Raw genomic sequence first — 25,446 nt, forward strand, 5'->3', positions numbered from 1 at the left:
TAATGCATGCTCTGAACATCTGAACGAGAGTCGACCATGACATCCCAGTATCAAAAATGCGCTCCATTTGTCCCCGGCCTGTTGCTGTGCGGCGCTGTCACGCTGGCCGCGTATGGAATGGAAGCTGCAGAAGCCCACCTGTTCGGACGCGCGTGGCTCGAAAGCCTGGTCCTGGCGATTTTGCTCGGAACTGGACTGCGCACCGTGCACCGTCTCGATCAGCGGTTCGAGCCAGGCATCCACATGGGCGCCAAGCTGCTGCTTGAGATTGCCGTGGTGCTGCTGGGCGCGTCCGTCAGCGCCGGCGCGCTGCTCGAAAACGGCATGGGACTGGTCGGCGGCATTGCCGGGGTAGTCGTACTGGCGATTCTGTTCAGTTATTTCCTGGGCCGCAGCGCCGGTCTGCCGAAAAAGATGGCGATCCTGATTGCTTGCGGCAATTCAATTTGCGGCAACTCGGCGATTGCGGCGGTGGCCCCGGTGATCGACGCAGATGGCAAGGACGTGGCCGCCTCCATCGCCTTTACGGCGGTGCTGGGTGTGGTGGTGGTGCTCGGGTTGCCGTTGCTGGTGGGGCTGTTGTCATTCACGCCGGTTCAATACGGCGTGTTTGCCGGGCTGACCGTGTATGCCGTGCCACAGGTACTGGCGGCAACGAGTTCGGTGTCCGCAGTCAGCGTACACATTGGCACCCTGGTCAAGCTGGTGCGCGTGTTGATGCTGGGCCCGGTCGTGCTGGTGTTGTCTCTGATGGGAAGCGGACGGGGAGGCGCCCGCCTGAACGTCGCGCACCTGGTGCCGTGGTTTATCGTCGGCTTCCTTGCATTGCTGGGCTTGCGCTCGCTGGGCTGGATTCCGCAGGCAGCGCTGGCGCCAGCGCACGATGCCGCCAATTTTTTCACCATTATGTCGATGGCCGCGCTCGGCCTCGGCGTCGATGCCCGCGCTGTCCTGCGTGCCGGCGGCAAGGTCGCCGGGGTTGTCATTTTTTCGCTGCTCGGCCTTGGTGTCATCAGTTTCACCCTGATCAAATTTCTGGGTGTTTAAGGGCGTAGCAGTACGCCATCCATTTTCCACAAACGAAAGATAACGCCATGACATCACATCACTATTTGACCGCGGCGCGCTGCAGCCTTGTTGCTGCAGTTGCGCTCACCGCTGGTATCGCGTGTGCCCAGCAGCCGTTGCTGGTGTACGGCCCGGGTGGACCGGCTCCTGCGATGAAAGAAGCAGCGGCGGCATTCGAGCATGCGAACGGCATCAAAGTCACCGTCACGGCCGGCCCCACGCCAAGCTGGATCGACCATGCAAAACAGGATGCGGACATCATTTACAGCGGTTCGGAAACGATGATGACGGACTTTACGGTAGCGATGGGCGGCAAGATACAGGAGGCAAGCATTACCCCGCTATATATGCGTCCCCTGGCGATCCTGGTGCGTCCCGGCAATCCCAAGCACCTCCGCGGCGTGGCCGACCTGATGCAGCCTGGCGTGCGTCTGCTTGTGGTCAACGGCGCCGGCCAGAACGGCGTCTGGGAAGACATGGCTGGCCGCAAAGGCAGCATGGAGTCGGTGCGCAAGGTACGCGCGAATATTGCCAGTTACGCACCCAACAGCGCGAGCGCGCGCGATACCTGGACCGCCCGCACCGACATCGACGCGTGGCTTATCTGGAATATCTGGCAGGTGTCGAACCCGCGCCTGGCCGACGTCGTGCCAATCGAACCTGATTATGCGATTTACCGCGATACCGGCGTGGCGTTGACTGAGCATGGCGCCGCCAACCCGCAAGCGAAGCAGTTCATCGCATTCCTGCAATCGACGCAAGGCAGCGCGATCTTTGCCAAGTGGGGCTGGCAGAAATAATGAGCGCCGGATTGTCGGCCTGCGGCGGGTTTCAGTACGTTCAGGTACCGCGTGCAGCGCGTCGCACTGCGGCGGTAACGATTCCTGGACAAAATGGGCAAAAACGCACCATCGCGCGGGGCGGTCGTGACCCAAGCGCTTGCCCTGGCAGCGCCCGGTGCACTTGGAATTCTTTCTGGAGCTGCAGCCGCAGGGACTGCCACCGCATGGCGGGTCGTCTTCCAGGGGAGCGACGCCAACCCCATGAAACGGAATCTGACGCTCAACAATACTTGCAATGCGCAGGATGACCTGGGCGCCGACAACGTGAGGATCGAGGTCGTTGCGTTTGGCCACGGCATCGCGATGCTGATGGCCCACAGCGCTGTCGCCGAACGGCTAGCTTGTCGAGATGCTTGGCCAAGGTCGCCGGCGATAGCGCGCCCCTGATTAGCGCGCCATGGCGCCAATATGGTCGATCAGAACATTTTGCAGGACCAGGCTTTTTTGGGAAAGACAGCATTTGAATGCCGGGGCAAAACCACCCTGATTAGCAAAGATGAAGACGACATCGCCACGCCCTGCCTGCGCTTTGGCCAAGACCGGCGTCTCTCGACGACCGGCGGGCACCAACTGGCCCACAGGTTCGCTACTACGGGCTTGCCGGACAGCGACAGTCCGCTTTTGGCCGAAAGCTGCCTGTCGGAAAACAGATGTTTTCCGACGGCTCGACAGGCGATATCTCGAGCTTACACCCCAAGGCATGAAAAGTGTACGGAATACTATGTCGTCATGGTGTAGCATACGACAATCATATTTCATGGGTTTTCCGTACATGCTTGTCGGGTACATGCGGGTTTCGTCCGAGTCTGACCGCCAAAACACCAACCTGCAGCGCGACGCGCTGCAGGCGGCGGGCGTCGATGTCCGGCATCTTTATGAAGACCGTGCGTCCGGTTCCAAGGATGATCGGCCAGGCTTGGCTCAGGCGCTTGAATTCTTGCGGCCTGGTGATGTGCTTGTCGTCTGGAAGCTAGATCGGCTCGGCCGCTCATTGCCGCACCTACTTTCCATCGTAAACACGCTCAAAGACAAGCAGGTCGCCTTTCGGTCACTCACCGAAGGAATGGACACGACGACAGCTTCCGGCGAACTGCTGTTCCATGTTTTCGGCGCGCTGGCCCAGTTCGAGCGGGCGTTGACCAAGGAACGCGTGACCGCCGGACTTGCCGCAGCGCGTCGGCGCGGTCGTGTCGGCGGCCGCCCACCGTCAATTACCGGCGAAAAATTGGAGTCCATTCTTGCCGCACTGCGCGACGGCATGTCCAAGGCGGCTGTCTGCCGAACCTTTGGGGTCAAGCGAACCACGCTGATTGAAACCATTTCGCGAATTGGCGGAGCGGGGCCAACATGAGGTGCCTATGCGTCGGCAGGATGACGTAACGTATGGCGCGTCGTTCGGTACTTTCCTCAACGGAACGGGAGAGCCTATTGGCCCTCCCGGAGGCCGAAGACGATCTCATTCAGCATTACAGCTTCACCGAGTCCGATTTGTCCATGATCCGGCAGCGCCGCGGCGACGCCAACCGAATCGGCTTCGCCGTCCAATTGTGCCTGCTGCGCTACCCTGGCTACGCGCTGGCTGGCGACATGCTGGTGCCGGATATGGTGATTCAATGGGTCGCCCGCCAGGTACGAAGCGATGCCGCCACTTGGCAGGAATACGGGGTGCGCGAAAAAACGCGGAATGAGCATTTGCATGAGTTGCGCGCCTATCTCGGATTGTCACCGTTCGGGTTGACGGATTTTCGGAAGCTGGCTCACAGTTTGGCTGACCTTGCCATGCAGACTGACAAAGGCATCGTGCTCGCAAGCCATGCCTTGCAAACGCTGAGGCAGAAACGGATTATCTTGCCGGCTCTATCGGTCATTGAGCGTGCTTGCGCGGAAGCTGTGACGCGGGCCAACAGGCGCATCTATCGGACGTTGATCGAGCCGCTGGAACGACATCACCGAAGCGGGCTGGATAACCTGCTCAATGTTGCGCCGGACATAAAAATCACTTGGCTCGTATGGTTGCGTCAGTCACCACGCAAACCGAATTCCCGCTACGTGCGGGAGCATATCGAGCGCCTCAAGATCTTCCAGTCGCTCGCCCTGCCGGAGGGACTGGGCCGGCATATTCACCAAAACCGTCTGCTGAAGATTGCGCGTGAAGGCGCGCAGATGCAACCGAGTGACCTTGCCAGATTTGAGGACGAGCGGCGCTATGCCACACTGGCAGCACTGGCCATCGAAGGCATGGCCACCGTGACGGACGAGTTGGTCGACCTGCACGACCGCATCATGGTCAAGATGTTCAGCGCCGCCAAGAACAAGCACCAGGAGCAGTTCCAAAAGCAAGGCAAGGCGATCAACGACAAGGTACGTCTGTATTCGAAAATTGGCCGTGCGCTGGTCAAAGCCAAAGAATCCGGCGACGACCCATATGCCGCGATCGAGTCCGTGCTGCCGTGGATTGAATTTGAACAAAGCGTCACCGAGGCCACCCAGCTCGCCCGGCCCGCCACCTTTGACCATCTAAAATTGATTGAAGAGCAGTACAGCACATTGCGTCGCTATACGCCCGAATTTCTCGACGTGCTCAAGCTCAAGGCGGCGCCCGCAGCACAAGCGGTGCTCGACGCCATTGATGTCGTGCGTAAGATGAACACGACCGGAGCGCGCAAGGTACCGGAAGATGCGACCATCACATTCGTCAAAGCCCGCTGGAAACCGCTAGTTATCACCAGCGATGGCATCGACCGACGCTTCTATGAGATATGCGCACTGTCCGAACTGAAGAACGCCCTGCGCTCCGGCGATATTTGGGTGCAGGGCTCGCGCCAGTTCCGGGATTTCGAGGAGTATTTGCTGTCACCGGAAAAATTCAGCGAACTCAGACAGGCCCGTACGCTGCCCATTGCAATCAACCCTGACCTCGACCAGTACTTGCTCGAACGCGTGATGCTGCTGAACCAGCAACTGGCCACGGTCAACCGGCTTGCGCTGGCCAATGAACTGCCGGACGCCATTATTACCGACACTGGCCTCAAAATCAGCCCGCAGGACGCGGTGGTGCCCGAGTCGGCCCAGGCACTGATCGACCTCACCAGCGCGATGCTGCCACGCATCAAGATTACGGAACTGCTGATGGACGTCGACGACTGGACCGGATTCACCCGCCACTTCGTCCATCTGAAAAACGGCGAGCAGGCCAAGGACAGGACACTGCTGCTGTCGGCGATTCTTGCCGACGCCATCAACCTCGGCCTGACCAAGATGGCGGAATCGAGCCCCGGCGTGACCTATTCCAAGCTGTCGTGGTTACAGGCCTGGCACATCCGTGACGAAACCTATTCGGCCGGCTTGGCCGACCTCGTCAACGCTCAATCCTCTCACGCGTTTGCCGCTAACTGGGGCGACGGCACCACGTCATCATCGGATGGCCAGCGCTTCCGCGCGGCCGGCCGGGCCGAAAGTACCGGACACATCAACCCGAAGTACGGCGCCGAACCGGGAAAGATGATCTACACGCATATCGCCGACAACTACGCTCCGTTCAGCACCAAGATGGTCAACGTCGGCGTCAGGGATTCGACCTATGTGCTCGACGGATTGCTGTATCACGAATCAGACCTGCGCATCGAGGAGCACTACACGGACACCGCCGGCTTCACGGACCACGTGTTCGCGCTGATGCATACGCTGGGCTTTCGCTTCGCGCCACGCATTCGCGACCTCGGCGACACGAAGCTGTACATTCCGGGCGCCATTGCGGACTATCCAGGGTTGAAGTCCATGATCGGCGGTACCCTGAACATCAAGCACTTGCGCGCGCACTGGGACGAAATCCTGCGCCTGGCGGCGTCAATCAAGCATGGCACCGTCACCGCATCGCTCATGCTGCGCAAGCTCGGCAGTTATCCGCGCCAGAACGGTCTGGCGATCGCGCTGCGTGAACTGGGCCGCATCGAGCGCACGCTGTTCATTCTGGACTGGCTCCAAAGCGTCGAGCTACGCCGGCGCGTCCACGCCGGATTGAACAAAGGGGAGGCGCGCAACGCGCTGGCCAGGGCAGTCTTCATCCACCGGCTGGGCGAAATTCGGGACCGGAGCTTTGAACAGCAGCGGTATCGTGCCAGCGGCCTGAATCTGGTGACGGCCGCCATTGTGCTATGGAACACCGTGTACCTGGAGCGGGCCACGCAGGCCTTGCGCGAGTCAGGCAAGCTGGCCAAGGACGACATGCTGCAATACCTTTCGCCCTTGGGCTGGGAACACATCAATCTGACCGGAAATTACGTCTGGCGTCAGAGTCGGAAGAGCGACGATGGACAATTTCGGCCGTTGGGGTTCCGCAATAACGAGTGAAGTGGCTTAGCGCCCGATTTTTTCCGAATCCTGTGTTCTCCCCTGGAAGGAAAAGAGTATGGGCCGATTTTGAAGAGCCCCGATGTTGCGCTGCACCGGACTGAATGGCGCTCCCTGTTCAAAAGACTGATCATTTGCCCGCCGAAGGATCGCACCATTGCCGATAACTTCCACACACAATGGCATGTATCTCATCACTACATTCGGCAGCTTATAGATGACGATGCTTTGCTAATGGATATGTTATGGGTTTGGCTCCCGCGCTACAACGGTCCTTCAGTGGAACTATATCGAGGTGAGAACATTGATCGGCTTGAAAATGGTATGGTCGGAACCGCATGGACCGGCAGGGAGGAGACGGCCAGCACGTTCGCTGGCGGCTTGAACGCCGTCGGCAAAGGCGGCGTGATCCTTCAGACGATAGCCCCAGCCTCGTCAATCATCGCTGGTCCTTCCAAGCATTCCATCTATTTGGGAGAGTACGAATTCACCCTCGACACCCGTAAGCTTGGCGAGATTGTGCGAATCCGCGATTTCAGCCCATGCAACCTTCTCCTTGACCAGAGTCAGGAATGATCGTGCCGATGATGAATGTCGGGGTAATGGAGATGCGCATGGCGCAGCGGCAGATGCTGATGGGCGTGCACATGCGGTTCCTTGCCGTCCCAGCCGTCATCGTGCGTATGCTGGTGATGGGCGTCGTGGCTGTGCGTATGCGTATGGTACAGCGGCTCATGCTCGTGATCGTGCACATGCTTTTCCGTCAAATGCAGCCATATGCCGGCAGCCATCAGCGCTGCGGCTAGCCAGAACAGCAGTCCGGGTATATCGCCCAGCATGAACAGCGAGATCACCGCGCCAACGAACGGCGCCGCCGAAAAATAGGCGCCCGTGCGGGCCGTTCCCAGATGGCGCAAGGCCAGCACGAACATCACCAGGCTCAAGCCGTAACCACAAAAACCCACCAGTCCGGCGCCCAAGGAGATGCTTACGCTGGGCAAGGTGTAACCCAGGGCCAGCGCGATGGCCAGGTTGACGGAACCGGCCACCAAGCCCTTCAAGGCGGCAATTTGCAAGGCATCGCTGGCCGACACCTTGCGCGTCAGGTTGTTGTCGATGCCCCAGCACAGGCAGGCGCCGACAATGGCGATCGCGCCCCAAGGCACGCCAAGCTTTGGCACCTGCTCCCACGACAGCAGGATGCCGGCGGCGACGATCAGCAGCATGCCGATGAAAATGCGCCGATCAAAATTTTCCTTGAAGACAAACCAGGCCAGCATGGCCGTGAGTACGCCTTCGATATTGAGCAGTAACGATGCCGAGGACGCGGGCGTCAGCGTCAGGCCGAACATCAGCAGCACCGGTCCGGCAATGCCGCCGAAGGCAATCGCCCCCGCGAGCCATGGCAGATCCGTAGCCGTGAGCGTGGCGGGTTTGTCGTTACTGTTGAGGGTGAGCACCGCGCGCATCACGAAGCAGGCCAGCAAGCCCAGTCCGCTGCCCAAGTACAGCATACCGGCCAGAGTGACGGGAGCAACCTGCCCAACCAGCATTTTGGCAAAAGGCGTACTGGCGCCAAAAAGGGCCGCCGCCAGCAAGGCGTATGCGACACCCTGATGCGTACCTGGCCAAGATGAAGACGATGAGGAAGTCATACCATGCTTTCGTAGAGTGTTTTTGCTTTGGCTGCCAGTATGCACGATCTCGCGCACGCTGGCAGCGCAGCCCTCGCACGTGGCCCGTTGAAGGGCCGCATGGTGGCTTACTTGGCGACCAGCTCGGCCTTGACCGTGTTCTTGTCCGCAAAGGTGATACTGGCTTGGGCACGGGTGCCGGCCACCAGCGGCGTCGCCGTCATGGCGACCATCGTATTGTCCGCGCCAGGCTGCAAGACAACGTCGGTTTTGGTACTGCCCGAGATGATCGTCAACACACCCGTTGCGCCGGCAGTTGCGTAGTTCTTGCCCGCGCTTTTGGCATATACCGTGGCGCCCGTCTTGCCGCCCTTCAGTTCCAGCTTGATCTTGGCCTGCGCCTCATCATGATCGTGGTCGGTATGGGCCCACCCGCCAGGTGCGCTGGAAACGAGCAACAAGGTGGCCAACGTCAACATAACTTTTTTCATGCAATTCTCCATGGATGCGGCGATTTTTTGGTCGGCCTCGCCGCGATAAGCCGTCTTACATGTACGCTGCACCGTGTCATCAGCGCCGCGCAGAGAAAATCAAGCGGATTACTTACTTTTTGTAAATATCGGCGTAAAAACCGCTGGAGCGCAGGACCAGCGTCACCGGCTCGGCCGATTTATTTTTCCAGTACCAGCCGTGCACGCCCGTAAAGGGCGCGATCAGCGAGCCGCTGGAGCTGCTCACACCTTTGTCGGCGATAAAGCTCTCGAACTCGTCTTCGCGCGCGTTGACTGGCTCGCCATGGAAATCATGATTGACCACGGCGCCACCTTTCGTTTCCCAGGAATAAATCAGCGTTGCGCCCTTGGCCAGTTGGGTTTTGACCTCCAGGCCCTTGCCGGGCGCCAGCGTAATTTCCTGCTCGTCCGAACGGTACGGCACCGTTTGCTTGGCAGCAATGGTGAGCGCGCGTTCCTCGCCCGGCGCCGCTACCTGCGAGCCCTGCGGTGCGGGTGCGCTTTCGGCAGCGCTCGCCGCCGGGCGATGCAAGGTGGTCAAGCCCAGCGTCTTGCCGATTCCTGTGGGATCGATGCCGTATTCGGCAGGCAGGATCGCAACGGTCAAAATGAGGCCGGCAACCAAGGCCGCCAGGCCGGTACCGCGCAGCAGTTCTTTTTTTGCGACCGAAATGCCGCCGTTCATTGGGAGGGATGTCATGGGTGGTGCTCCTATTTGCTGAGAAAGCCGGTGAATTGGAAGCCGGCCAGAATGAATCCGGCCGTCATCAGGACGAAATTGCCGGTGGCTGCATGCCGTACAAAGCTGGCCGTGCTGCGCCAGTAGCGCATGGCGATCAGGATCATGCTCAGAGCGAGCAGCTGACCGATCTCCACGCCGACATTGAAGGCAATCATGTTCGGCACCAGGCCATCGGCGGACAGGGCAAAGTCCTGCAGCTTGGTGGCCAGTCCCAGACCATGGAAGAAACCGAAGATCAGCACGGCCGCCCGCTTGTTCGGTTGTATGCCAAAGACCGTCTGGAAGCCGCCCAGGTTGTCGAATGCGCGGTACACGATGGACAGGCCGATAATGGCGTCGACAAAATAGGCATTGATATGCCAGCCGTTGATCACGCCCAGCAGCAGGGTCGTGCTGTGGCCAATGGCAAACAGCGTCACATACAGGCCGATATCCTTCATGCGGTACAGGAAGAAGATCACGCCGCACAAAAACAGCAAATGGTCGTAGCCGGTGACCATGTGCTTGGCGCCCAGATAGATGTACGGCAGGATCTGCATACCGCTGCTGGCCTGCAGAAAACCTTTGTCGGACTCGGATACGCCATGGGCGGCCGCGACGCCAGCACATAGCCACAGCAAGGCGCTGGCCAGCCAGCTCCACCAGGCGCCAAGGCCCGGCTTGTTCGTCATCAATTTCATGTGTTGCTCCTGTTAAAAGTCATAGTGTCGGGAGACGCCTGGAAGGTGCCTTATTCATGATCCATGTCCCACACCACATGCGCGTCGACCAGGATGCCGTAATACGCACGCGCCGCCGCCACCCGCGCCGCTAGGGCGTTTTGCTGGGCAGTGGTTGCCTGGCGCCGCGCCGTCAGTAGCGTAGGAAGATCGGCTTCGCCCAAGGTGTAGGCACGTTGCAGCAGGCGTGCGTTGTCACGCATGTCCGCCGCGCCCGCTTCGGCCACTTGCCAGCTTTCATGCGCGCCTTGTGCCGATGCCAGTGATACGGCAATGGCGCCATCGAGGGCGCGCCGCTTCCGTGCGACCTCATGCTGCGACACCTCCATGGCCTGGACCGCCCGCCCATCGCGTGCGGCCCGGTGGGCTCCCGGCAAGGGAATGCTGAACATGACACCCGTGATGCGCTCACGCCCGCCCACCTCCGACGCCGTGTACAGGCCGACAGTGGGGTCTGGCGTGCGCTCGGCCCGCATGCGCGCGCTGAGGCCTTGCGCCTTGAGCAGTTGCGCCTCGGTAATCTTGAGTTCGTCACTCTGGGCCAGGATGCGCTCACGCCAGAACGTCGGCGACTCGGCAAGGGGCAGCGAGGAAGGCAAGGTGGACAACTCGCGCTGGAAGCCAGGAAAACGCGCATGCAGGCGCGCCCAGGCAACAGCAGCGGCCGTTTTGGCTTCGATACTGACGCGTTGCTGGTCGGCCAGATCGCCACGCGCCAAGCTGGCATCGAGCACGGCGGCGTCACCTGCCTTGACGCGCTTGTTCACCGCAGCAAGATTGTCGCTGGCCGCCTGCTGGTGCTCGGCCGCCAGTACCAGCGCCTGTTCTGCGTGCGCCCAATCCAGCCACAGCCCCAACAATTCACGGGCGGTCTCGTGCAAGGCCTCGCCATAGCGCGCCTCACCCTCGTCCAGCAGCGCCTGGCCGATGCGGCGATCGGCACTGGCCTTGGCCGGCAAACGCAATGTGCGCTCCACGCCCGCATTCCACTCCTTGTATTGGGGACCTGCTTCCACGGTACGCCGCTGGGCCGTGACCTTGGCGGTCCATTCATAAGGTGAGTCCTGCGCCAGCGCGGCATCCTGGCGCAGCATCTCGCGCCCGGCACGGGCCGCAGCCACCTCGGTATCCTGGTCCAGCAAGGGACGAACCATCGCTGTCGGCAACAAGCCGGGCGCCGGTGGCAGTGGCGCGGCCTGGACCGCACCTGCCGCCAGCGCAATGAGTAAGGCAAATTTCATAGCTCCTCCCCCGCGTCGATGACGGACGTGAACCAATAACGCAAACCAGCACCCTGGAATACCTTTCGCAGCATGGCAATCACCTTATCCTTATGCTCTTCCGGCAGAAGTGCATCGATGCGTGTCATCTTGGCCAAACCAAGTACTTGCTCGGTGGCGCTGAGCCGATCGTGCGCCAGGCCGTGTGCGGCCGCCGCCGTACTGGTAAAAAGGGAAATTTCGCTACTCATCAGCAGCGTGTCGAGCACGCGCTCTTCCAGTGCTGGAGGACACAGCAAGGTTAAACACAGTTCAGTCATGGGATTTCTCCTGCTTCGCCACCGCGAAGCGCAAGTAAAGAATGGGCAACAGCAGCAGGGTCAAGGCGGTCGCCGTGATCAGGCCGCCAATCACGACGATGGCCAAGGGGCGCTGGATTTCCGAGCCCGGGCCGCTGGCAAAGAGCAGCGGAATCAAACCAAAAGCGGTGATCGAAGCGGTCATCATCACTGGGCGCAGGCGTCGTCTCGCTCCTTGCACCACCAACTCGGCCAAGGCCATTCCCTCGGCACGCAGCTGATTGAAATAGCTGACCAAAACGATGCCGTTGAGCACCGTGATGCCCAGCAAGGCGATAAAACCGACCGATGCCGGCACCGACAGATACTCGCCCGTGACCCACAAGGCGACGATGCCACCCACCAGGGCGAACGGGATGATCGACAGTATCAGCAGTGCCTGGCGCACCGAGCGGAAGGTGGAAAACAGGACAATGAAGATCAAGCCCAATGCCACCGGAACGACGACACCCAGCCGGGCGGCCGCGCGCTGCTGATTCTCGAACTGGCCACCCCAGGTGATGCGGTAACCGGTCGGCAGCGTCAGCGTCTTGGCCACACTGGCTTTGGCTTCGTTGACGAAACCCACCAGGTCGCGCCCGCTGACATTGGCAATGACCACGCTATAGCGGCTACCCATCTCGCGGTCAATCTTGACCGGCCCCTCGGCCCGTTCCAGCTTGGCGACCGAACTGAGCGGCACGTTGCTGCCGTCCTTGGCGGTGATGCGCACGGCGGCAAAATCCGTCGGCGACAAACGCACAGATTCGTCGGCGCGCAGCAAGATAGGCGTACGTCGATTGCCCTCGACCGCGTGGCCCGCCTGCTGGCCTTCGATTTGCACCCGCAGCGCGTCCTGGATTTCTTCGACACTCAGGCCTAATCGGCCAGCCTGCAAGCGGTCGACGGCCACACGCAGGTATTGCACGCCATCGTTTTGCACCGTGTACACATCCTGATTGCCCGGTATGGTTTTCAGCACGCTTTCCACCTGCGACGCGAACTGGTTTAGTTGCGCCAGGTCGGGACCGAAGATTTTCACGGCGATATCGCCGCGCACGCCAATGATCATCTCGCTCACGCGCATTTCGATCGGTTGCGTAAAACTGTATTTAATGCCCGGCAGCTGGTCGAGTACCTTGCGGATCTCGTCCATCAGCGCTTCCTTGCCCTTCATCCGCCATTCGCCGCGTGGCTTGAGCAAGAGATAAGTGTCGGTTTGATTCAAACCCATCGGGTCGAGGCCGATCTCGTCAGAACCCGCGCGCGCCACCACGCCCGTCACTTCGGGCAGTGCCTGCATCAGGGCCTGATGGATCTTGAGGTCCAACGCAGCGCTTTGCTCCAGGCTGACGGAAGGCAGCTTTTCGATGCCGACAATCAGGTCGCCCTCATCCATGGTTGGCATGAACGTCTTGCCCACCTGTGTGTAGAGCAAGCCCGCGCCGAGCAACATGACTGCGGCGCCGATGGCAACCACCCGTTGCCGGCGCATGCTCCAGGCCAGAAAGGGTTCGTACCAGGTCAGCAGCTTGCGCGGCAACCAGGGTTCCTGATGCGCCACGTCGCGCAGCAGATACGAAGCCAGCACGGGAATGACGGTCAGCGACAGCAGCAGCGAGCCGGCCAGCGCAAAAACGATCGCCAGGGCGACCGGGGCAAAAAACTTGCCTTCCAGATCCTGCAGCGTCAACAGTGGCAAAAAGACAGTGATGATGATGACGATGCCGGAGGTAACGGGGACGGCCACTTCGCGCACCGCCCGGTAAATCGTATGCAGGCGGGGCAACTTGCCGGCAGTCGGATCGTGCGCCAGCCTTTGGACGATGTTTTCCACCACGACAACGGCCGCGTCGACCAGCATGCCGATGGCAATGGCCAGGCCGCCCAAACTCATCAGATTGGCCGACATATTGAAGCCGCGCATGAGAAGGAAGGTGATCAGCGCCGCCAGCGGTAGGACCAGGGCCACCGTCAGCGCCGCGCGCAAGTTGCCAAGGAACAGCACCAGCAGGACAACGACAATCACCGTTGCTTCCAATAATGCGGACGAGACGGCACCCACAGCTTTCGAGACGAGCTGTGCCCGGTCATAGAAGACATTTAGGGTGACGCCCTTGGGCAGGGTGGGCTTGATTTCGTCGAGCTTCTTGCGCACGCCTTCGACCACTTGCTGCGCATTGGCGCCGGCCAAGCCAAGCACCAGACCTTGCACCGCTTCCCCTTTACCACTTTGGGTCACGACGCCATAGCGTGTCAGTGAGCCGATACGCACTTCGGCCAGTGCGCCCACACGTAGCGGCACCCCGTTCTGTACCGTGACGACGACCGCGCGCAGATCATCGAGGCTGGTAATGCTGCCTTCGCTGCGCACCAGCAACACCTCATCGCCTTCACCCAGGCGCCCGGCACCGTCGTTGCGGTTGTTGGCGCGAATAGCCTCGCTCAACTGCGCCAGGGTGACGCCGCCGGCCGCCATGGCCAGCGGATTAGGCACGACCTCAAAGGCGCGTACGACACCTCCCAAGGCATTGACGTCAGCCACCCCTGGCACCGTGCGCAAGGCGGGGCGGATCACCCAGTCGAGCAAACTGCGGCGCTCGGCCAGGGAAAGACCGCCGCCCTCGATGGTAAACATGAACATTTCACCCAGCGGCGTGGTGATCGGCGCCATGCCACCGCTGATGCCACCGGGCAAGCTCTCGGTGATACCGGCAAGCCGTTCACTGACTTGCTGGCGGGCCCAGAAAATATCAGTGCCGTCCTGAAAGTCGATGGTGACGTCGGCCAGGCCATATTTCGTGACCGAACGCAGGACTTTGGTCTTGGGAATTCCCAGCATTTCGACTTCGATCGGCACAGCAATGCGGCTTTCCACTTCTTCCGGCGTCATGCCGGGGGCCTTCATGATGATCTTGACCTGGGTACTTGAGACGTCCGGAAAGGCGTCGATGGGCAACTGGTTGAAGGCATACCAGCCAGCACCACTCAGCATCAACGCCGCCAGCAGGACAAATAGCCGTTGCGAGAGACAGGCCTGAATCAGACGGGCTAACATCAACTGCCTCCTTTTTCGCCAAGCCAAGAGCCTTTCAGGGCCACGACGCCGGAGATGGCGAGATGATCGCCTGCCTTCAGCTTCCCGGACACGCGCACGCGCTGCCCGGCGCTACTGACGACGGTCACCGGATGGGCTTCAAAGCCATCCTTATTTCGCACAAAAACGTAAGCTTGCTTGCCGTCGTGTGCCAGCGCGGCCAGCGGCACGTCCCAGGCGGCAGTATTGGCACTCAACGGCAATTGCACGGTGACCATTTCACCGGGCCGCAAGCCGCTTGTCCCAGCATCCAGTTCGGCGCGAATAGCGACCGTCTGGCTACCGGGTGCGACGACCGGACTGATACTGACGATGCGTGCCTTGCTGTTGCGCCCCTCTATCTGCAAGGCGCCGCCGACCCGCCAAGCCGCAGATTCAGCGGCAGGCGCCTGGATGTCCAGTGCCAGGCGATCCACTTGCGTCAGGTGCAGCAAGGCGGTGGCAGGGTCGATTCGCTGACCCGGCTTGACCTCGATGTTGGTCACGATGCCGGCCTGGGTGGCCGTGAGCGTCAATCCATCCTCCAGCTTGCCGCTGGCGATAATGCGTTCGATAGACTGTGCCGACAAACCAGCTAGGCGCAGCGCGGCTTTTGCCTGGCGTAATGTCGCCTCGCTATCTTGCAGCGTTGCCTGCGCCTCTTGCACACGGCGCTGGGCGATGATGCCTTCATCGAACAAGGCGCGTTCGCGCTGCGCAGTCTGGCGGGCCAGGCCGGCCCGGCTCGCAGCTTGCAGCAATTGCAATTGCAAAGGCCCGAGTTCCTGGCTCACCAGGCGCAGCAATGGTGCACCGCGCTTGACTACCTGGTTCGGCTGCACGTACAACTGGACCGCCAAGCCCGTCACGGGCGAGCTGACAATCTGTTCACCACTGGCGGGCAACGTGACTTGTGCAGGCAGGTTCAGCACGACCAGCTCGGCATCGCGCTGCAATGCCCGCACTTGAATATCGAGGGCTTTCATCTGCTGTTCCGTGACAGCAAATTTGGCCGAGCGCTCCGCAGCGGACGACGGAAGGCACCATGCCAGCGCAAGCGCCAGGCACAAGGGTGAGAGTATTTCTCTTGTTTTCATGATTCTTTCCTGAATGAGACAGACAGGGCTACCGGGCAATCGACGCCATGGCCCGCAGGCCAGGCACGCCAACGCTCCCCAGGTGCGCCAAAGTGGCGGCTGTGAAGGAAGGCAGCACAAGGTAAAGATGCAACGAGGACAGAGACGCGCGGCGCATCAGGGCGCGCGTCTACCCCGGCAGATGCTGGATGGGGAGCGCAGGCTCCCGGTCTTGCAGACGGAGTTAGGCTGTCAGCGCACCGCTACAAGGCGGGCGGAACGGAGGGTCGTACGATGGGAGCGGCAAGCGCAGGGTGACGAATTGCGGCGGGACATTGGCGTCCGCAGCCAGCATGGAAAAACCACCAAAGGCGGTATCCGGGAAAAACTGAAGGTGGTCGACGGCGTGCAAGGCCTGGTGTCCGGACTTGCCGGGCACCTCATTGTTGCGATCATCATGATCGCCGTCGTCACTGTGGCCCAGGTGGGCATGCTCATGCTCACCGGCATCCTGGTCGAGCTGGCCGATATGCGCCATCTCATGTGCCAGGCGAACGCTGCTCCCCGTCCATGCGCCGCTGTTCGTCATGAACATGACGAACAGGAAAAAAGCGAGGTAATGGGAGAGTGACTTGCGCATGCCCGGAATGTATCACGCCTGTCATGACTTTGCGAGGGCTACTTGCAAGAGAAAAATTTCACCACATCACATGAAAACATTTGGCAAACAATGAGGTCGAAATTTCTTGCAAACGTTTTAACATTCAGACATACGGCAGTCATGAGAACCATCCATCTACAACGCTTTCTGCTCGTTGTAAGCCTGCCGACCGATAGCGCGCCCTCCTTGTCAGCGTTCATATCATGGCGCTGTTGTGAAAAGTTTAAAAAAGTGCAGACACCTTTCTTCGTATTCTCATTAGCACTGGTAAACAGTTCAATTCTGACAGGATTGTAATCCTGGCGTTAGACGACTGTCACCTTTCCAATGTAGACTAAAGACAGAGACCGACGGGGATCTTCGCCATCCGCAGAACGTGGACACAGCAGTTGAACTAGTGAAAAAGTGATATGCGATTATTAGTGGTGGAAGACGAGCAAAAGGCGGGCGAATATATCCAGAAAGGTCTGAACGAGTCTGGCTTCGTGGTTGACTTGGCGAGAACTGGACCCGACGGACTTCACGCTGCCACTACTGCCCATTATGACCTGATCGTGCTTGACGTCATGCTTCCGGGCTTAGATGGTTGGCAAATCATCTCTGAGTTGCGCAAAACGGTTGATACGCCGGTGCTATTTCTTACCGCACGGGATGGGCTCGATGACCGCATCAAGGGTCTGGAGCTTGGTGCAGATGATTACTTAGTTAAGCCATTCGCTTTTGTTGAGTTGCTTGTTCGTATTCGAACGTTGTTGCGCCGAGGGCCGATCAGAGAAGCTGATATTTTTCAGATTGCCGATCTGGAACTGGACATTCCTAAGCGAAGAGTAATACGGGCCGGTGTTCGGATTGATTTGACTGCGAAAGAATTTGCACTTTTGCATTTGCTATCCAAACGGGTCGGACAAGTTTTATCCCGGCCGTTGATTGCATCGCAAGTCTGGGATATGAATTTTGACAGCGACACGAACGTGGTGGATGTCGCGGTACGCCGTCTACGAGCAAAAATTGACGACCCCTTCGAGGTAAAACTGATCCATACGATTCGGAGTATGGGCTATGTATTAGAAGATAGACAATGAAGACCAAGAACTGGTCTCTCACCACGCAGCTGGGGGCGCTCTTCGCCTGCATCTCGGCAATTGTATTTTCGGCCTTAGGCATCTATCTCTATCAAGCTCTCACGGTACAGCTCCAAGCACGGGATGACGCAGACCTTGTCGACCGTATTGTGTTCATCAGACATATGCTTGAGGAAACACCGAGTGTAGAGTCGATTCGTGTGGATCCGCACCGTTTTTTAGATGCGGTCGATTTGCATGGCGGCTTTTTGCTCGTTATGCAGGCACAAGACGGTGAAGAATTAACCCGCAATACCCGTGACCGTTCATTCATGCATGCCAGTCGGGCTGTACCGGTAGAGACGTTGCCAGAGCCATCTCACGTACGTGCTGCACCAGGGCATAGCGAACCCAACCTAAGAGTTATTGCTGCCCTGGGTACCGTTGGTTCGACAGGTTCCGTGGTGAAAATCACGCTCGCCAGAAGCGAAGAGAGCCGCGCAGCTGTTCTATCTGCATACAAGTTAAAAGTGCTTGCATCGGGCTTCTTTGGTGCGGTGCTAACAGCCCTACTGGGGTTTCTACTAGTACGTCGCGCGTTGCACAAAGTAAAGCTCATCGCGCAGCAAGCTCAGCAAGTCAGTGCGCACAATTTGGAAGTGCGCTTGCATGCAAAATCAGCACCGAAGGAAATCCAGATACTGGCTGATTCGTTCAATGAGGTGCTTGACCGCCTGCAAAATAGCTTTAATAACCTTTCCCAGTTTGCAGATGACTTGGCACACGATTTGCGTACGCCTCTCAACAATCTGATGGTTCAAACAGAAGTTGCCCTGTCTCAGCCCAGATCATCCGATGAATATCAAAACCTGCTTTCATCTAACTACGAGGAGTTTGGCCGTCTAGCTAGAATGGTGGAAAGCATATTATTTTTGGCGCGGGCTGACCATGACCAAGTTTCGCTAGCAACTGAGCAGCTTGATATGGATGTTGAGCTGACGCGAATCGCCGAGTATTTTGAAGGGCCGGCATCCGACGCAGGGATATCATTCATCGTCATCGCCTCAGGTAAAGTGCTTGCTGATGGGCACCTGCTTCGCCGCGCGGTGAGTAACCTTGTATCGAACGCTCTTCGGTACACGCCGAAGGGCGAAATTATCTTGCTCAAGGCGATAGAGGACGACGACGGGGCCGTAGTTTCTGTTTCCAATCCTGGCCCAGGCATCGCGCAGGAACACCTGTCGCGGTTGTTTGACCGGTTCTACCGTTCCGATAAATCGAGGGCCAGTACGTCAGCCTCCGCTGGATTGGGTCTTTCAATCGTCAAATCCATCATGGCGCTTCACCATGGCCGAGCCAGTGTCACGAGTGAGCTTGATGGAGTTACCCAATTCACGCTATTTTTTCCTGGCACGACAGCATCGAACGAAACAGTTAAGCGCTGAAAATGGATTTTTGAGGACAGAAATCTTGTGCTCAGCGGTTAACTAAGCAAGCTGCAGCTCCCAGTATCCGACATCAATCCACTGATCAAATTTACAGCCAACCCGCTTGAACATGGCCACCTTCTCAAATCCTAGGCGCTCGTGCAAAGCAACGCTAGATTCATTGGGCTGCGCAATGCCACCAATGACCACTTGCAGTTGGCGGTGCCGGAGCTCCTCGATCAGGGTACTGTAAAGCTGTCGGCCGATGCCCTGACCGACTCCATCGTGCGCCACGTACACCGTTGACTCGACCGAAAAACGATAGGCGCTCCGGGCACGCCAGGGCGTTGCGTAGGCGTAACCTAGTATTTGACCATCGCGTTCAAAGACGTACCACGGCAACTGCGCACCCACAGAAGCGATGCGCTGGGCCATCTCATCGATGGCGACCATCTGCTCTTCAAACGTGATGGTGGAGCTGCTGACGTAATGGTTGTATATCGTGGCGATCGCAGCAGCATCGGCGGTAGTGGCAAGTCGAATCATCAGCGGGATCCAAATAGACGTGAAATGGCAGGAAGGAGCACGGCCGCAAACTACGCACGGCACCCTAAAGTATCATTCTAGCAATAATCCATCCTATGTGGCTTCACGGCGCATTGCGTTGAGTAGGATCGCGCAGAAAAGCTGGTGAAGGCCCTGTGCCTCCCGAGCGGGCCCGCTCCCGTCCTGCGGCCTCTGCCCACCAGATCAACTGGGAAAAGGTGCGTTCGATATAGGAAACCCAACGCGTACTGTCGACTTCAGGTGCAAAGCTGCCATCGGCAGCAAAAACAGTATGTGCTGTCGGAATATGGATCATGGCCGACACCGGCAAACAGCCCAGCTCGGACAGAAAAGCGCGCATACCCACCGCCGCCCGCACACCACCCCACTGGCCCGCCGAATAAGTGACGATGGCGCTGGGCTTGAAGGCAAACAAAGAACTGCCAAAGTGGTTCAGTAAATGCATCAGTGCCGGACTCATTGAATGATTGTATTCAGAACTGACCATCACATACCCATCGGCGCTGGCAATCTCACTGGCCAGTTGCTCCAACGGCAAGGGCGCGCGCCCCTGCGCATAGGAAAAGTGTGGCTTGAACACGTCACCTAGCTCGTAATCGAGCGGATCGATGAGCACCACATTGTGGCCATCATGGCGGCACTGCGCCACGATGGCCTTGGCGACCCGTTCGCCCACGCGCGCAGGCAGGGGCGGTGTGCTGGTGCGAATAGAACCGAGAAACACCAGAATTTTCATCTTCATCTTACCCTTTCCAGCCAAAACCTCGGCTAGGTCATCGTGCAGTGAAAACCCGGCGAACGGGCCAACATGAAAACAGCCTATTTGCTTGGCGTCTCGTGATTCATGGCCGCTTCGGCGAGGGCGCGTACTTCGGCCGGCATGGATTCCTTGCGCTCGCTATAGCGGCTGGTCAGGTAATCCGAGCGATCGCGCACCACCAGGGTGAATTTATACAATTCCTCCATGACGTCGACCAGGCGGTCGTAATATGGCGACGGCTTCATGCGGTCGTTTTCGTCGAACTCCTGGTATGCCTTGGCAACGGACGACTGGTTCGGAATGGTCACCATGCGCATCCAGCGGCCCAGCACGCGCAAGCCGTTGACGGCGTTGAACGATTGCGAGCCGCCCGACACTTGCATCACCGCAAGGGTCCGCCCCTGCGTCGGACGCACGCTGCCCATTTCCAGCGGCAGCCAGTCAATTTGTGACTTGAACACACCTGTCACAGCGCCATGGCGTTCCGGACTGCACCAAACCTGGCCTTCCGACCAGAGCGACAGCTCGCGCAGCTCCTGCACCTTGGGATGGTCAGGGCTGACGCTGTCGACCATGGGCAAGCCATGCGGGTCGAAAACCCGCGTCTCGGCGCCAAAATTCTGCAGCAGCCGCTCCGCCTCCAGAGTCAGCAAGCGGCTGAACGAGCGTTCACGTAGCGAGCCGTACAGCAAGAGCATGCGCGGCGGATGCGTTGCCACCGTCGCTGGCATAAGTTTATCAACCGTCGGCGTATCGAGGTGCGCAGCACTGATATTGGGCAAGTCCTTGACTGGCTTATACATGGGGCACCACCCGCTTTCCTTGCGCATCGATGACCGCCTCGCCGTCTTCTTTGGCAAACGTGCCCAGTTGCGGCAAGGGCAGAACGTCAAGCACCAACTCCGATGGGCGGCATAGGCGCACGCCAAGCGGCGTGACCACGAACGGACGATTGATAAGGATGGGATGGGCCAGCATGGCGTCCAACAGTGCCTCGTCGCTGATTTGGGCCTGGTCGAGACCCAGTTCCAGGTACGGCGTACCTTTCTGGCGAATGGCCTCGCGCACGCTCAAGCCAGCACGGGCAATCAAATCGACCAGGGTCTCGCGCATTGGCGGTTGCTGCAGGTATTCGATGACCTGCGGCTCAGTGCCAGTATTGCGGATTAACGCCAGGGTGTTGCGCGAAGTGCCACAGGCCGGGTTGTGATAAATAGTGATATCCATAATAAATCCTTTCCTTAATAACTGAGGCGCAGTGCCAGCGCCGCCAGGGTCACCAGCAACACAGGCAAGGTGAGGACGATGCCGACGCGGAAGTAATAACCCCAGGAGATGTGAATCTTCTTACTGTCGAGGACATGCAGCCACAACAGGGTCGCCAGGCTGCCGATAGGGGTAATTTTCGGCCCCAGGTCACTGCCAATGACATTGGCATAAATCATCGCCTCGCGCACGGCGCCATGCGCTGAGGTAGGATCGATCGACAAGGCCCCGATTAGCACCGTCGGCATATTGTTCATGATCGAGGACAGGACGGCCGTCAGCACGCCTGTGCCCATGGCCGCGCCCCATACGCCATATTGGGCAAAGTAATTGAGTACGCCAGTCAGGTAGCCGGTCAGGCCCGCGTTGCGCAGGCCATATACGACCAGATACATGCCCAGAGAAAAAACAACGATCTGCCATGGTGCATTGCGAATGACTTCGCGCGTGGGTATCACATGGCCTTTAGCGGCGACAGCCAGCAACAGAGCGGCGCCAACGGCGGCCACGGCACTGATCGGCACGCCCAGGCTCTCAAGCCAGAAAAAGCCGATCAGCAGCAGCGCCAGGACCAGCCAGCCGGCCTTGAAGGTCGCCATGTCGCGGATCGCGGCGCCGGGGCGTTTGAGCTGGGAGACGTCATAGTCTTGCGGGATGTCCTTGCGGAAAAACCACATCAGTGCAAGCAGGGTCGCTATCACTGCCACCGCGTTGACCGGCACCATCACGGCCGCATACTCGGCAAAGCCGATCTTGAAATAGTCGGCCGAAACGATATTGACCAGGTTCGACACCACCAGCGGCAGGCTGGCCGTGTCGGCGATAAAGCCGGCCGCCATCACGAAGGCCAACGTAGCTTTGGCTGAAAACTTCAGTTCGAGCAACATGGCGATCACGATAGGCGTCAGTATCAGCGCCGCACCATCGTTGGCAAACAACGCAGCGACAGCGGCGCCCAGCAGGACCAGCAAGACAAACAACTTGCGGCCGCTACCACCTCCCCAGCGTGCCACGTGCAGCGCGGCCCACTCGAAGAAACCGGCCTTGTCGAGCAGCAGGCTGATGATGATGACGGCGATAAACGTGCCGGTTGCATTCCAGACGATGTGCCAGACGACGGGCATGTCCGACAACTGGATGACACCAGCCAGCAGCGCGACGCCAGCGCCGATGGCCGCGCTCCAGCCAATACCCAAGCCACGCGGCTGCCAGATAACCAGTACCAGAGTCGCCAAGAAAATCAGGAAAGCAGTCAACATACGAGCGCCTCCTTGGGGGCAGCCGGGGCAAAGACACTAGAAATGTTGTCGAGTTCAGCTTTCAGGCGTACAGGGTCATGCTGCAGCTGCTCTAGCGGCAAGGCGAAGAAAGCCTCGATGCGTGCGCGCAGAATGCCATACGTCACCCGGAAAGCAGCGTCCTTTGCTGCGTCCGTCCCCGTGACATGGCCGGGATCGTCTACACCCCAGTGGCTACGAAGCACTGGGCCCAGGTAGGCCGGGCACGTCTCGCCAGCGGCGCTGGCACACACGGTGATGACGATATCGGGCACGGAAGGCAGAGCGTCCCAGGACTTGCTGTAATACCCCAGGGTCGATATCTGCTCGTTGGCCAGCAACGCCAGTGCTCCTGGGTGCAGCGCCCCGGCCGGATGACTGCCTGCGCTCAGCGCATGCCAGCCTGCCGGCGCCAGATGATTGAAAGTCGCTTCTGCCAGGATGGATCGGCAAGAGTTGCCGGTACACAAAAAAAGAACGTTCATGAAATTATCGCAAAATAGTGAAAAGTAAGGCATGCCCGTTATCAACAGGCATGCCGGGGCGCTCGCCTACTAGACGGCGCTTTGTCCAATTGCCTTGATCTCGTGCTGGATCGCGTTTTTTTCGAGCATGTGCAGCGGCAAACTGACGAAAACGTTCATCCGGGTCATGATCTGCCGGAACACCTTATGGAATACCTCGCGCTTTTCTGCGTCGGTGCCAGTAGCTGCAGCCGGATCTTCGAATCCCCAGTGCGCCGAAAGCGGATGACCTGGCCAGTATGGGCAGACTTCGCCGGCGGCGTTGTCGCACACAGTAATGATGAAGTCCATGTGTGGTGCGTCTGGAGTACCGAATTCATCCCAGCTCTTGCTGCGCAGTTTATCGAGCGGATAGCCGGTCGCTTCAATTTGCTCGATGGCGAATGGGTTGACGCTGCCGCCCGGGTGGCTGCCAGCCGAAAAGCCACGGAAGCGGCCCTTGCCCATGGTGGAGACCAGCGCCTCGGCCATCACGCTACGGGCTGAGTTGCCGGTACAGAGAAACAACACGTTGTACACTTTGTCGGTCATGACGAATCCTTTAATCACTGCGTTGGTTGGGGGGCGATTCAATTTGTACGTTTGGATTCATGCGGCATCACAGGCTGCGCCTTGCGCAGTAGTGCAAGGCGCGCCGCCGCAGCAGTTTTCGGTCAAAAAGCCGATCAGGGCATTCATGCTGTCGATATGCGCGGCGTAGATGACAAAGCGTCCATCTTGGCGCGGCACGATCAGGTCCGCGTGCACCAGTTCCTTCAAGTGAAATGACAGGGAAGATGGCGGGATGCCCAGCTGTTCGGCAATCTTCGTTGCCGCCATCCCTTGCGGTCCGGTCTGGACAAGCAAGCGAAAGATGGCCAGGCGTGACTCCTGTGCCAGTGCCGCCAACGCAGCGATGACATTTTTAGTTTCCATGTGCACTCCTTTTAATTTCATATTTCTATAATAATCGAATTATGAAATTAATGTAAACCTATTTTTATGCGCGGCTATCGATTCACCTTGGTACGGAACTCTTGACGTCCTGGTCTTCTCCAGACGTATCGACATACCAATTAGCTGAATCTTCGTACTCAGTGGCAGAGGTGTGCGTCTCTCAGCACGTTGGAAACTCTGGTATCGCATGTATCTGGCGACAAACGACTTATCGAGAGGTAATAAGCTGCTCAATCAAATGGCGGTACTGCTAGCGCTTAAAGCGAATGCTTGGCGGCCGCAACGACGGCATGCCTATCTTCACACTCGACCTACTCTTGATAAACCATTGCTGCGCCTAGCATGTTGCCGCAAGAAAGTCGCGGTTCCACTTCGAACCTGCTACCTTAATCAAATTATCAAGGTTTCTGTAATGAAAATGTAATGTTTCAGTCATTCGGGTGTGCGGGTCCCCTACGTAGAATAGCTTCATCGGATCCGCAACTTCATTCACCCGCACCTGAAAAATAAGGACATTCCAATGAAATCCATCAAAGCCAACATCGTCGCCGTTTTTGCTGTCATCGCTCTCAGCCCGCTTGCCGCGATGGCACACCAAGGCGAAATGCACTCGAATCCAGCGTTTGGCAGTGCTGCTCCGGCGCCGGCCGCCACGCGCACTATCACGATTTCATCGACTACGAAGTATGTGAATGTCGCCCAGGGCGACGTCGTCAAGTTTGATGTGGATGGTAAGACGTTCACTTGGCAGTTCGATACGCTACGAGCCAATTCGAGCTTTGACTTTTCGGCAATTGCGCCGTCTGGCGTGAATACCCACGGCGTACGTGTGTACGTGGCACCTAACCCGACCTACGCCAACTAATTACATGTACGCCCGCCAGTGTACTGCTGGCTCATGAAGTTATTGAGATTTGCGGGACGACCAGTGCAGATGAAAGATGACCCATTGATCGCCCTGTTTTTCGAGCAAAGCTGTTTCCGTGCCGAATAAGTGCACATTTTTGCCCTGGAATTGTCCTGTGGTCTCTGTTTCCTGCATCACGACGGCCAGGTTTCCATCAATACGTTCGTTTTGTTTTAGGACTTTGCTTTTAGTGGCCTTAGCAAAGGCGGTATCGGCTGGCAGGTGATGGCCAGCGTATTCATCACGTGAACGCTCAACATGCCCAGATTCGTAAATTTTAATTTCAGGGCTAAGCAAAGTGCTCGCCTGCTCGGATATTCCGCTGGCGAGCGCTTCGTGAAATGCAGCAACAGTTTCAGTTGGTGTGGCGGCGTATAGGGGAAGACTGAATACGGAAATAGCGATCTGCTGTGGTCTAATTTGCTCGGACACCTCGATAGGTGGAAAATACACCACCTGAGGAGTTGAACATGACAACAAGAA

27 protein-coding genes are annotated in these 25,446 nt (G+C 58.6%); 8 read left to right on the forward strand and 19 right to left on the reverse strand.

Annotated elements, in window-relative coordinates:
- The first annotated feature begins 36 nt into the window (after positions 1-36).
- Both ACP7B7_RS27645 and ACP7B7_RS27650 read left to right on the forward strand, forming a co-directional pair.
- Positions 37-1,047 (forward strand): YeiH family protein, encoded by a 1,011-nt coding sequence (locus ACP7B7_RS27645; protein ID WP_065306348.1) that lies wholly within the window; start codon positions 37-39, stop codon positions 1,045-1,047.
- A 47-nt stretch (positions 1,048-1,094) separates the two neighbouring features.
- Positions 1,095-1,868, forward strand: a complete 774-nt coding sequence (locus ACP7B7_RS27650; protein ID WP_065306349.1) for a substrate-binding domain-containing protein — start codon at positions 1,095-1,097, stop codon at positions 1,866-1,868.
- 429 nt (positions 1,869-2,297) lie between these two features.
- Here the strand turns inward: ACP7B7_RS27650 and ACP7B7_RS27655 are convergent, their stop codons facing one another.
- Entirely contained in the window at positions 2,298-2,447 is a 150-nt protein-coding gene (locus tag ACP7B7_RS27655) for a hypothetical protein (RefSeq protein WP_426078852.1), read from the reverse strand.
- A gap of 250 nt (positions 2,448-2,697) precedes the next feature.
- Between ACP7B7_RS27655 and ACP7B7_RS27660 the strand changes: the two genes are divergently transcribed.
- The 3 genes from ACP7B7_RS27660 to ACP7B7_RS27670 all read left to right on the forward strand — a co-directional run bounded on the left by ACP7B7_RS27660 (position 2,698) and on the right by ACP7B7_RS27670 (position 6,836).
- Positions 2,698-3,261, forward strand: a complete 564-nt coding sequence (locus ACP7B7_RS27660; protein ID WP_425402719.1) for a recombinase family protein — start codon at positions 2,698-2,700, stop codon at positions 3,259-3,261.
- 32 nt (positions 3,262-3,293) lie between these two features.
- Positions 3,294-6,260 carry a Tn3 family transposase gene (locus tag ACP7B7_RS27665; protein ID WP_070289008.1) on the forward strand — a complete coding sequence of 989 codons (2,967 nt, stop codon included), beginning with the start codon at positions 3,294-3,296 and terminating at the stop codon, positions 6,258-6,260.
- Positions 6,261-6,329: 69 nt separating this feature from the next.
- Entirely contained in the window at positions 6,330-6,836 is a 507-nt protein-coding gene (locus ACP7B7_RS27670; protein WP_254679468.1) for a hypothetical protein, read from the forward strand.
- On the opposite strand, the gene ACP7B7_RS27675 is transcribed toward ACP7B7_RS27670, so the two are convergent.
- The 9 genes from ACP7B7_RS27675 to ACP7B7_RS27715 all read right to left on the reverse strand — a co-directional run bounded on the left by ACP7B7_RS27675 (position 6,827) and on the right by ACP7B7_RS27715 (position 16,217).
- Positions 6,827-7,915 (reverse strand): DMT family transporter, encoded by a 1,089-nt coding sequence (locus ACP7B7_RS27675; protein WP_070289012.1) that lies wholly within the window; start codon positions 7,913-7,915, stop codon positions 6,827-6,829. The genes ACP7B7_RS27670 and ACP7B7_RS27675 overlap by 10 nt on opposite strands.
- 107 nt (positions 7,916-8,022) lie before the next feature.
- On the reverse strand, positions 8,023-8,385 hold the full coding sequence (locus ACP7B7_RS27680) for a hypothetical protein (RefSeq protein WP_139142964.1): 363 nt from the start codon (positions 8,383-8,385) through the stop codon (positions 8,023-8,025).
- A gap of 112 nt (positions 8,386-8,497) precedes the next feature.
- A complete protein-coding gene (locus tag ACP7B7_RS27685; RefSeq protein ID WP_083287602.1) occupies positions 8,498-9,091 on the reverse strand; it encodes a hypothetical protein in 594 nt (197 codons plus the stop codon).
- A gap of 26 nt (positions 9,092-9,117) precedes the next feature.
- Positions 9,118-9,828, reverse strand: a complete 711-nt coding sequence (locus ACP7B7_RS27690) for a HupE/UreJ family protein (RefSeq protein ID WP_070289017.1) — start codon at positions 9,826-9,828, stop codon at positions 9,118-9,120.
- A gap of 50 nt (positions 9,829-9,878) precedes the next feature.
- Complete coding sequence (locus tag ACP7B7_RS27695) at positions 9,879-11,108, reverse strand: TolC family protein (protein ID WP_070289019.1); 1,230 nt, start codon at positions 11,106-11,108, stop codon at positions 9,879-9,881.
- Positions 11,105-11,407: a DUF3240 family protein gene (locus tag ACP7B7_RS27700; RefSeq protein ID WP_070289021.1), complete on the reverse strand. Its 303-nt coding sequence runs from the start codon at positions 11,405-11,407 to the stop codon at positions 11,105-11,107. Before ACP7B7_RS27700 ends, ACP7B7_RS27695 begins: the two co-directional genes overlap by 4 nt.
- Positions 11,400-14,483, reverse strand: coding sequence for an efflux RND transporter permease subunit (locus ACP7B7_RS27705; RefSeq protein WP_426078853.1), 3,084 nt, complete (start codon positions 14,481-14,483; stop codon positions 11,400-11,402). The genes ACP7B7_RS27700 and ACP7B7_RS27705 overlap by 8 nt, the downstream gene beginning before the upstream one ends.
- The gene (locus ACP7B7_RS27710) at positions 14,483-15,598 is read right to left on the reverse strand and encodes an efflux RND transporter periplasmic adaptor subunit (protein ID WP_070289025.1); all 1,116 of its coding nucleotides are present in this window, start codon (positions 15,596-15,598) and stop codon (positions 14,483-14,485) included. Before ACP7B7_RS27710 ends, ACP7B7_RS27705 begins: the two co-directional genes overlap by 1 nt.
- Before the next feature lie 223 nt (positions 15,599-15,821).
- On the reverse strand, positions 15,822-16,217 hold the full coding sequence (locus ACP7B7_RS27715; RefSeq protein ID WP_139142965.1) for a hypothetical protein: 396 nt from the start codon (positions 16,215-16,217) through the stop codon (positions 15,822-15,824).
- Positions 16,218-16,648: 431 nt separating this feature from the next.
- On the opposite strand from ACP7B7_RS27715, the gene ACP7B7_RS27720 reads away from it, so the two are divergent.
- A complete protein-coding gene (locus ACP7B7_RS27720) occupies positions 16,649-17,320 on the forward strand; it encodes a heavy metal response regulator transcription factor (RefSeq protein WP_070289029.1) in 672 nt (223 codons plus the stop codon).
- Positions 17,317-18,744, forward strand: coding sequence for a heavy metal sensor histidine kinase (locus tag ACP7B7_RS27725; protein WP_070289031.1), 1,428 nt, complete (start codon positions 17,317-17,319; stop codon positions 18,742-18,744). Before ACP7B7_RS27720 ends, ACP7B7_RS27725 begins: the two co-directional genes overlap by 4 nt.
- 42 nt (positions 18,745-18,786) lie before the next feature.
- On the opposite strand, the gene ACP7B7_RS27730 is transcribed toward ACP7B7_RS27725, so the two are convergent.
- From ACP7B7_RS27730 to ACP7B7_RS27765, 8 genes are all read right to left on the reverse strand, one after another.
- Positions 18,787-19,272 carry an arsinothricin resistance N-acetyltransferase ArsN1 family B gene (locus tag ACP7B7_RS27730; RefSeq protein WP_070289033.1) on the reverse strand — a complete coding sequence of 162 codons (486 nt, stop codon included), beginning with the start codon at positions 19,270-19,272 and terminating at the stop codon, positions 18,787-18,789.
- Positions 19,273-19,375: 103 nt separating this feature from the next.
- Positions 19,376-20,035 carry an NADPH-dependent FMN reductase gene (locus ACP7B7_RS27735; RefSeq protein ID WP_198511367.1) on the reverse strand — a complete coding sequence of 220 codons (660 nt, stop codon included), beginning with the start codon at positions 20,033-20,035 and terminating at the stop codon, positions 19,376-19,378.
- A gap of 77 nt (positions 20,036-20,112) precedes the next feature.
- The gene (gene arsH / locus ACP7B7_RS27740) at positions 20,113-20,856 is read right to left on the reverse strand and encodes an arsenical resistance protein ArsH (protein ID WP_070289034.1); all 744 of its coding nucleotides are present in this window, start codon (positions 20,854-20,856) and stop codon (positions 20,113-20,115) included.
- Entirely contained in the window at positions 20,849-21,280 is a 432-nt protein-coding gene (arsC, locus tag ACP7B7_RS27745; RefSeq protein WP_070289036.1) for an arsenate reductase (glutaredoxin), read from the reverse strand. Before arsC ends, arsH begins: the two co-directional genes overlap by 8 nt.
- Before the next feature lie 14 nt (positions 21,281-21,294).
- Positions 21,295-22,578, reverse strand: a complete 1,284-nt coding sequence (locus ACP7B7_RS27750; protein WP_070289037.1) for an arsenic transporter — start codon at positions 22,576-22,578, stop codon at positions 21,295-21,297.
- Positions 22,572-23,081, reverse strand: a complete 510-nt coding sequence (locus ACP7B7_RS27755) for an arsenate reductase ArsC (protein ID WP_070289038.1) — start codon at positions 23,079-23,081, stop codon at positions 22,572-22,574. Before ACP7B7_RS27755 ends, ACP7B7_RS27750 begins: the two co-directional genes overlap by 7 nt.
- 69 nt (positions 23,082-23,150) lie before the next feature.
- Entirely contained in the window at positions 23,151-23,651 is a 501-nt protein-coding gene (locus tag ACP7B7_RS27760) for an arsenate reductase ArsC (RefSeq protein ID WP_070289039.1), read from the reverse strand.
- 57 nt (positions 23,652-23,708) lie between these two features.
- Positions 23,709-24,035, reverse strand: coding sequence for an ArsR/SmtB family transcription factor (locus tag ACP7B7_RS27765; protein WP_070289040.1), 327 nt, complete (start codon positions 24,033-24,035; stop codon positions 23,709-23,711).
- A gap of 541 nt (positions 24,036-24,576) precedes the next feature.
- Here ACP7B7_RS27765 and ACP7B7_RS27770 point away from each other — a divergent pair.
- Complete coding sequence (locus ACP7B7_RS27770; RefSeq protein WP_083287603.1) at positions 24,577-24,921, forward strand: CzcE family metal-binding protein; 345 nt, start codon at positions 24,577-24,579, stop codon at positions 24,919-24,921.
- Positions 24,922-24,960: 39 nt separating this feature from the next.
- On the opposite strand, the gene ACP7B7_RS27775 is transcribed toward ACP7B7_RS27770, so the two are convergent.
- The coding region (locus ACP7B7_RS27775) for a YybH family protein (RefSeq protein WP_426078854.1) at positions 24,961-25,446 on the reverse strand (486 nt) is incomplete at its 5' end.

Origin of the sequence: Janthinobacterium sp. PSPC3-1 (assembly GCF_049896105.1) — a bacterium.
Classification (GTDB): Bacteria; Pseudomonadota; Gammaproteobacteria; order Burkholderiales; family Burkholderiaceae_D; genus Janthinobacterium.

Bases quoted from the DNA above. Each gene is read 5' to 3' on its own strand.
- ACP7B7_RS27750 (WP_070289037.1), bottom strand. From the start codon at position 22,578: ATGTTGACTGCTTTCCTGATTTTCTTGGCGACTCTGGTACTGGTTATC.
- ACP7B7_RS27705 (WP_426078853.1), bottom strand. From the start codon at position 14,483: ATGTTAGCCCGTCTGATTCAGGCCTGTCTCTCGCAACGGCTATTTGTC.
- ACP7B7_RS27650 (WP_065306349.1), top strand. From the start codon at position 1,095: ATGACATCACATCACTATTTGACCGCGGCGCGCTGCAGCCTTGTTGCT.
- ACP7B7_RS27760 (WP_070289039.1), bottom strand. From the start codon at position 23,651: ATGACCGACAAAGTGTACAACGTGTTGTTTCTCTGTACCGGCAACTCA.
- ACP7B7_RS27645 (WP_065306348.1), top strand. From the start codon at position 37: ATGACATCCCAGTATCAAAAATGCGCTCCATTTGTCCCCGGCCTGTTG.
- ACP7B7_RS27715 (WP_139142965.1), bottom strand. From the start codon at position 16,217: ATGCGCAAGTCACTCTCCCATTACCTCGCTTTTTTCCTGTTCGTCATG.
- ACP7B7_RS27755 (WP_070289038.1), bottom strand. From the start codon at position 23,081: ATGAACGTTCTTTTTTTGTGTACCGGCAACTCTTGCCGATCCATCCTG.
- ACP7B7_RS27730 (WP_070289033.1), bottom strand. From the start codon at position 19,272: ATGATTCGACTTGCCACTACCGCCGATGCTGCTGCGATCGCCACGATA.
- ACP7B7_RS27725 (WP_070289031.1), top strand. From the start codon at position 17,317: ATGAAGACCAAGAACTGGTCTCTCACCACGCAGCTGGGGGCGCTCTTC.
- arsC (WP_070289036.1), bottom strand. From the start codon at position 21,280: ATGGATATCACTATTTATCACAACCCGGCCTGTGGCACTTCGCGCAAC.
- ACP7B7_RS27700 (WP_070289021.1), bottom strand. From the start codon at position 11,407: ATGACTGAACTGTGTTTAACCTTGCTGTGTCCTCCAGCACTGGAAGAG.
- ACP7B7_RS27720 (WP_070289029.1), top strand. From the start codon at position 16,649: ATGCGATTATTAGTGGTGGAAGACGAGCAAAAGGCGGGCGAATATATC.
- ACP7B7_RS27710 (WP_070289025.1), bottom strand. From the start codon at position 15,598: ATGAAAACAAGAGAAATACTCTCACCCTTGTGCCTGGCGCTTGCGCTG.
- arsH (WP_070289034.1), bottom strand. From the start codon at position 20,856: ATGTATAAGCCAGTCAAGGACTTGCCCAATATCAGTGCTGCGCACCTC.
- ACP7B7_RS27665 (WP_070289008.1), top strand. From the start codon at position 3,294: ATGGCGCGTCGTTCGGTACTTTCCTCAACGGAACGGGAGAGCCTATTG.
- ACP7B7_RS27680 (WP_139142964.1), bottom strand. From the start codon at position 8,385: ATGAAAAAAGTTATGTTGACGTTGGCCACCTTGTTGCTCGTTTCCAGC.
- ACP7B7_RS27690 (WP_070289017.1), bottom strand. From the start codon at position 9,828: ATGAAATTGATGACGAACAAGCCGGGCCTTGGCGCCTGGTGGAGCTGG.
- ACP7B7_RS27660 (WP_425402719.1), top strand. From the start codon at position 2,698: ATGCGGGTTTCGTCCGAGTCTGACCGCCAAAACACCAACCTGCAGCGC.
- ACP7B7_RS27765 (WP_070289040.1), bottom strand. From the start codon at position 24,035: ATGGAAACTAAAAATGTCATCGCTGCGTTGGCGGCACTGGCACAGGAG.
- ACP7B7_RS27735 (WP_198511367.1), bottom strand. From the start codon at position 20,035: ATGAAGATGAAAATTCTGGTGTTTCTCGGTTCTATTCGCACCAGCACA.
- ACP7B7_RS27770 (WP_083287603.1), top strand. From the start codon at position 24,577: ATGAAATCCATCAAAGCCAACATCGTCGCCGTTTTTGCTGTCATCGCT.
- ACP7B7_RS27685 (WP_083287602.1), bottom strand. From the start codon at position 9,091: ATGAACGGCGGCATTTCGGTCGCAAAAAAAGAACTGCTGCGCGGTACC.
- ACP7B7_RS27695 (WP_070289019.1), bottom strand. From the start codon at position 11,108: ATGAAATTTGCCTTACTCATTGCGCTGGCGGCAGGTGCGGTCCAGGCC.
- ACP7B7_RS27675 (WP_070289012.1), bottom strand. From the start codon at position 7,915: ATGACTTCCTCATCGTCTTCATCTTGGCCAGGTACGCATCAGGGTGTC.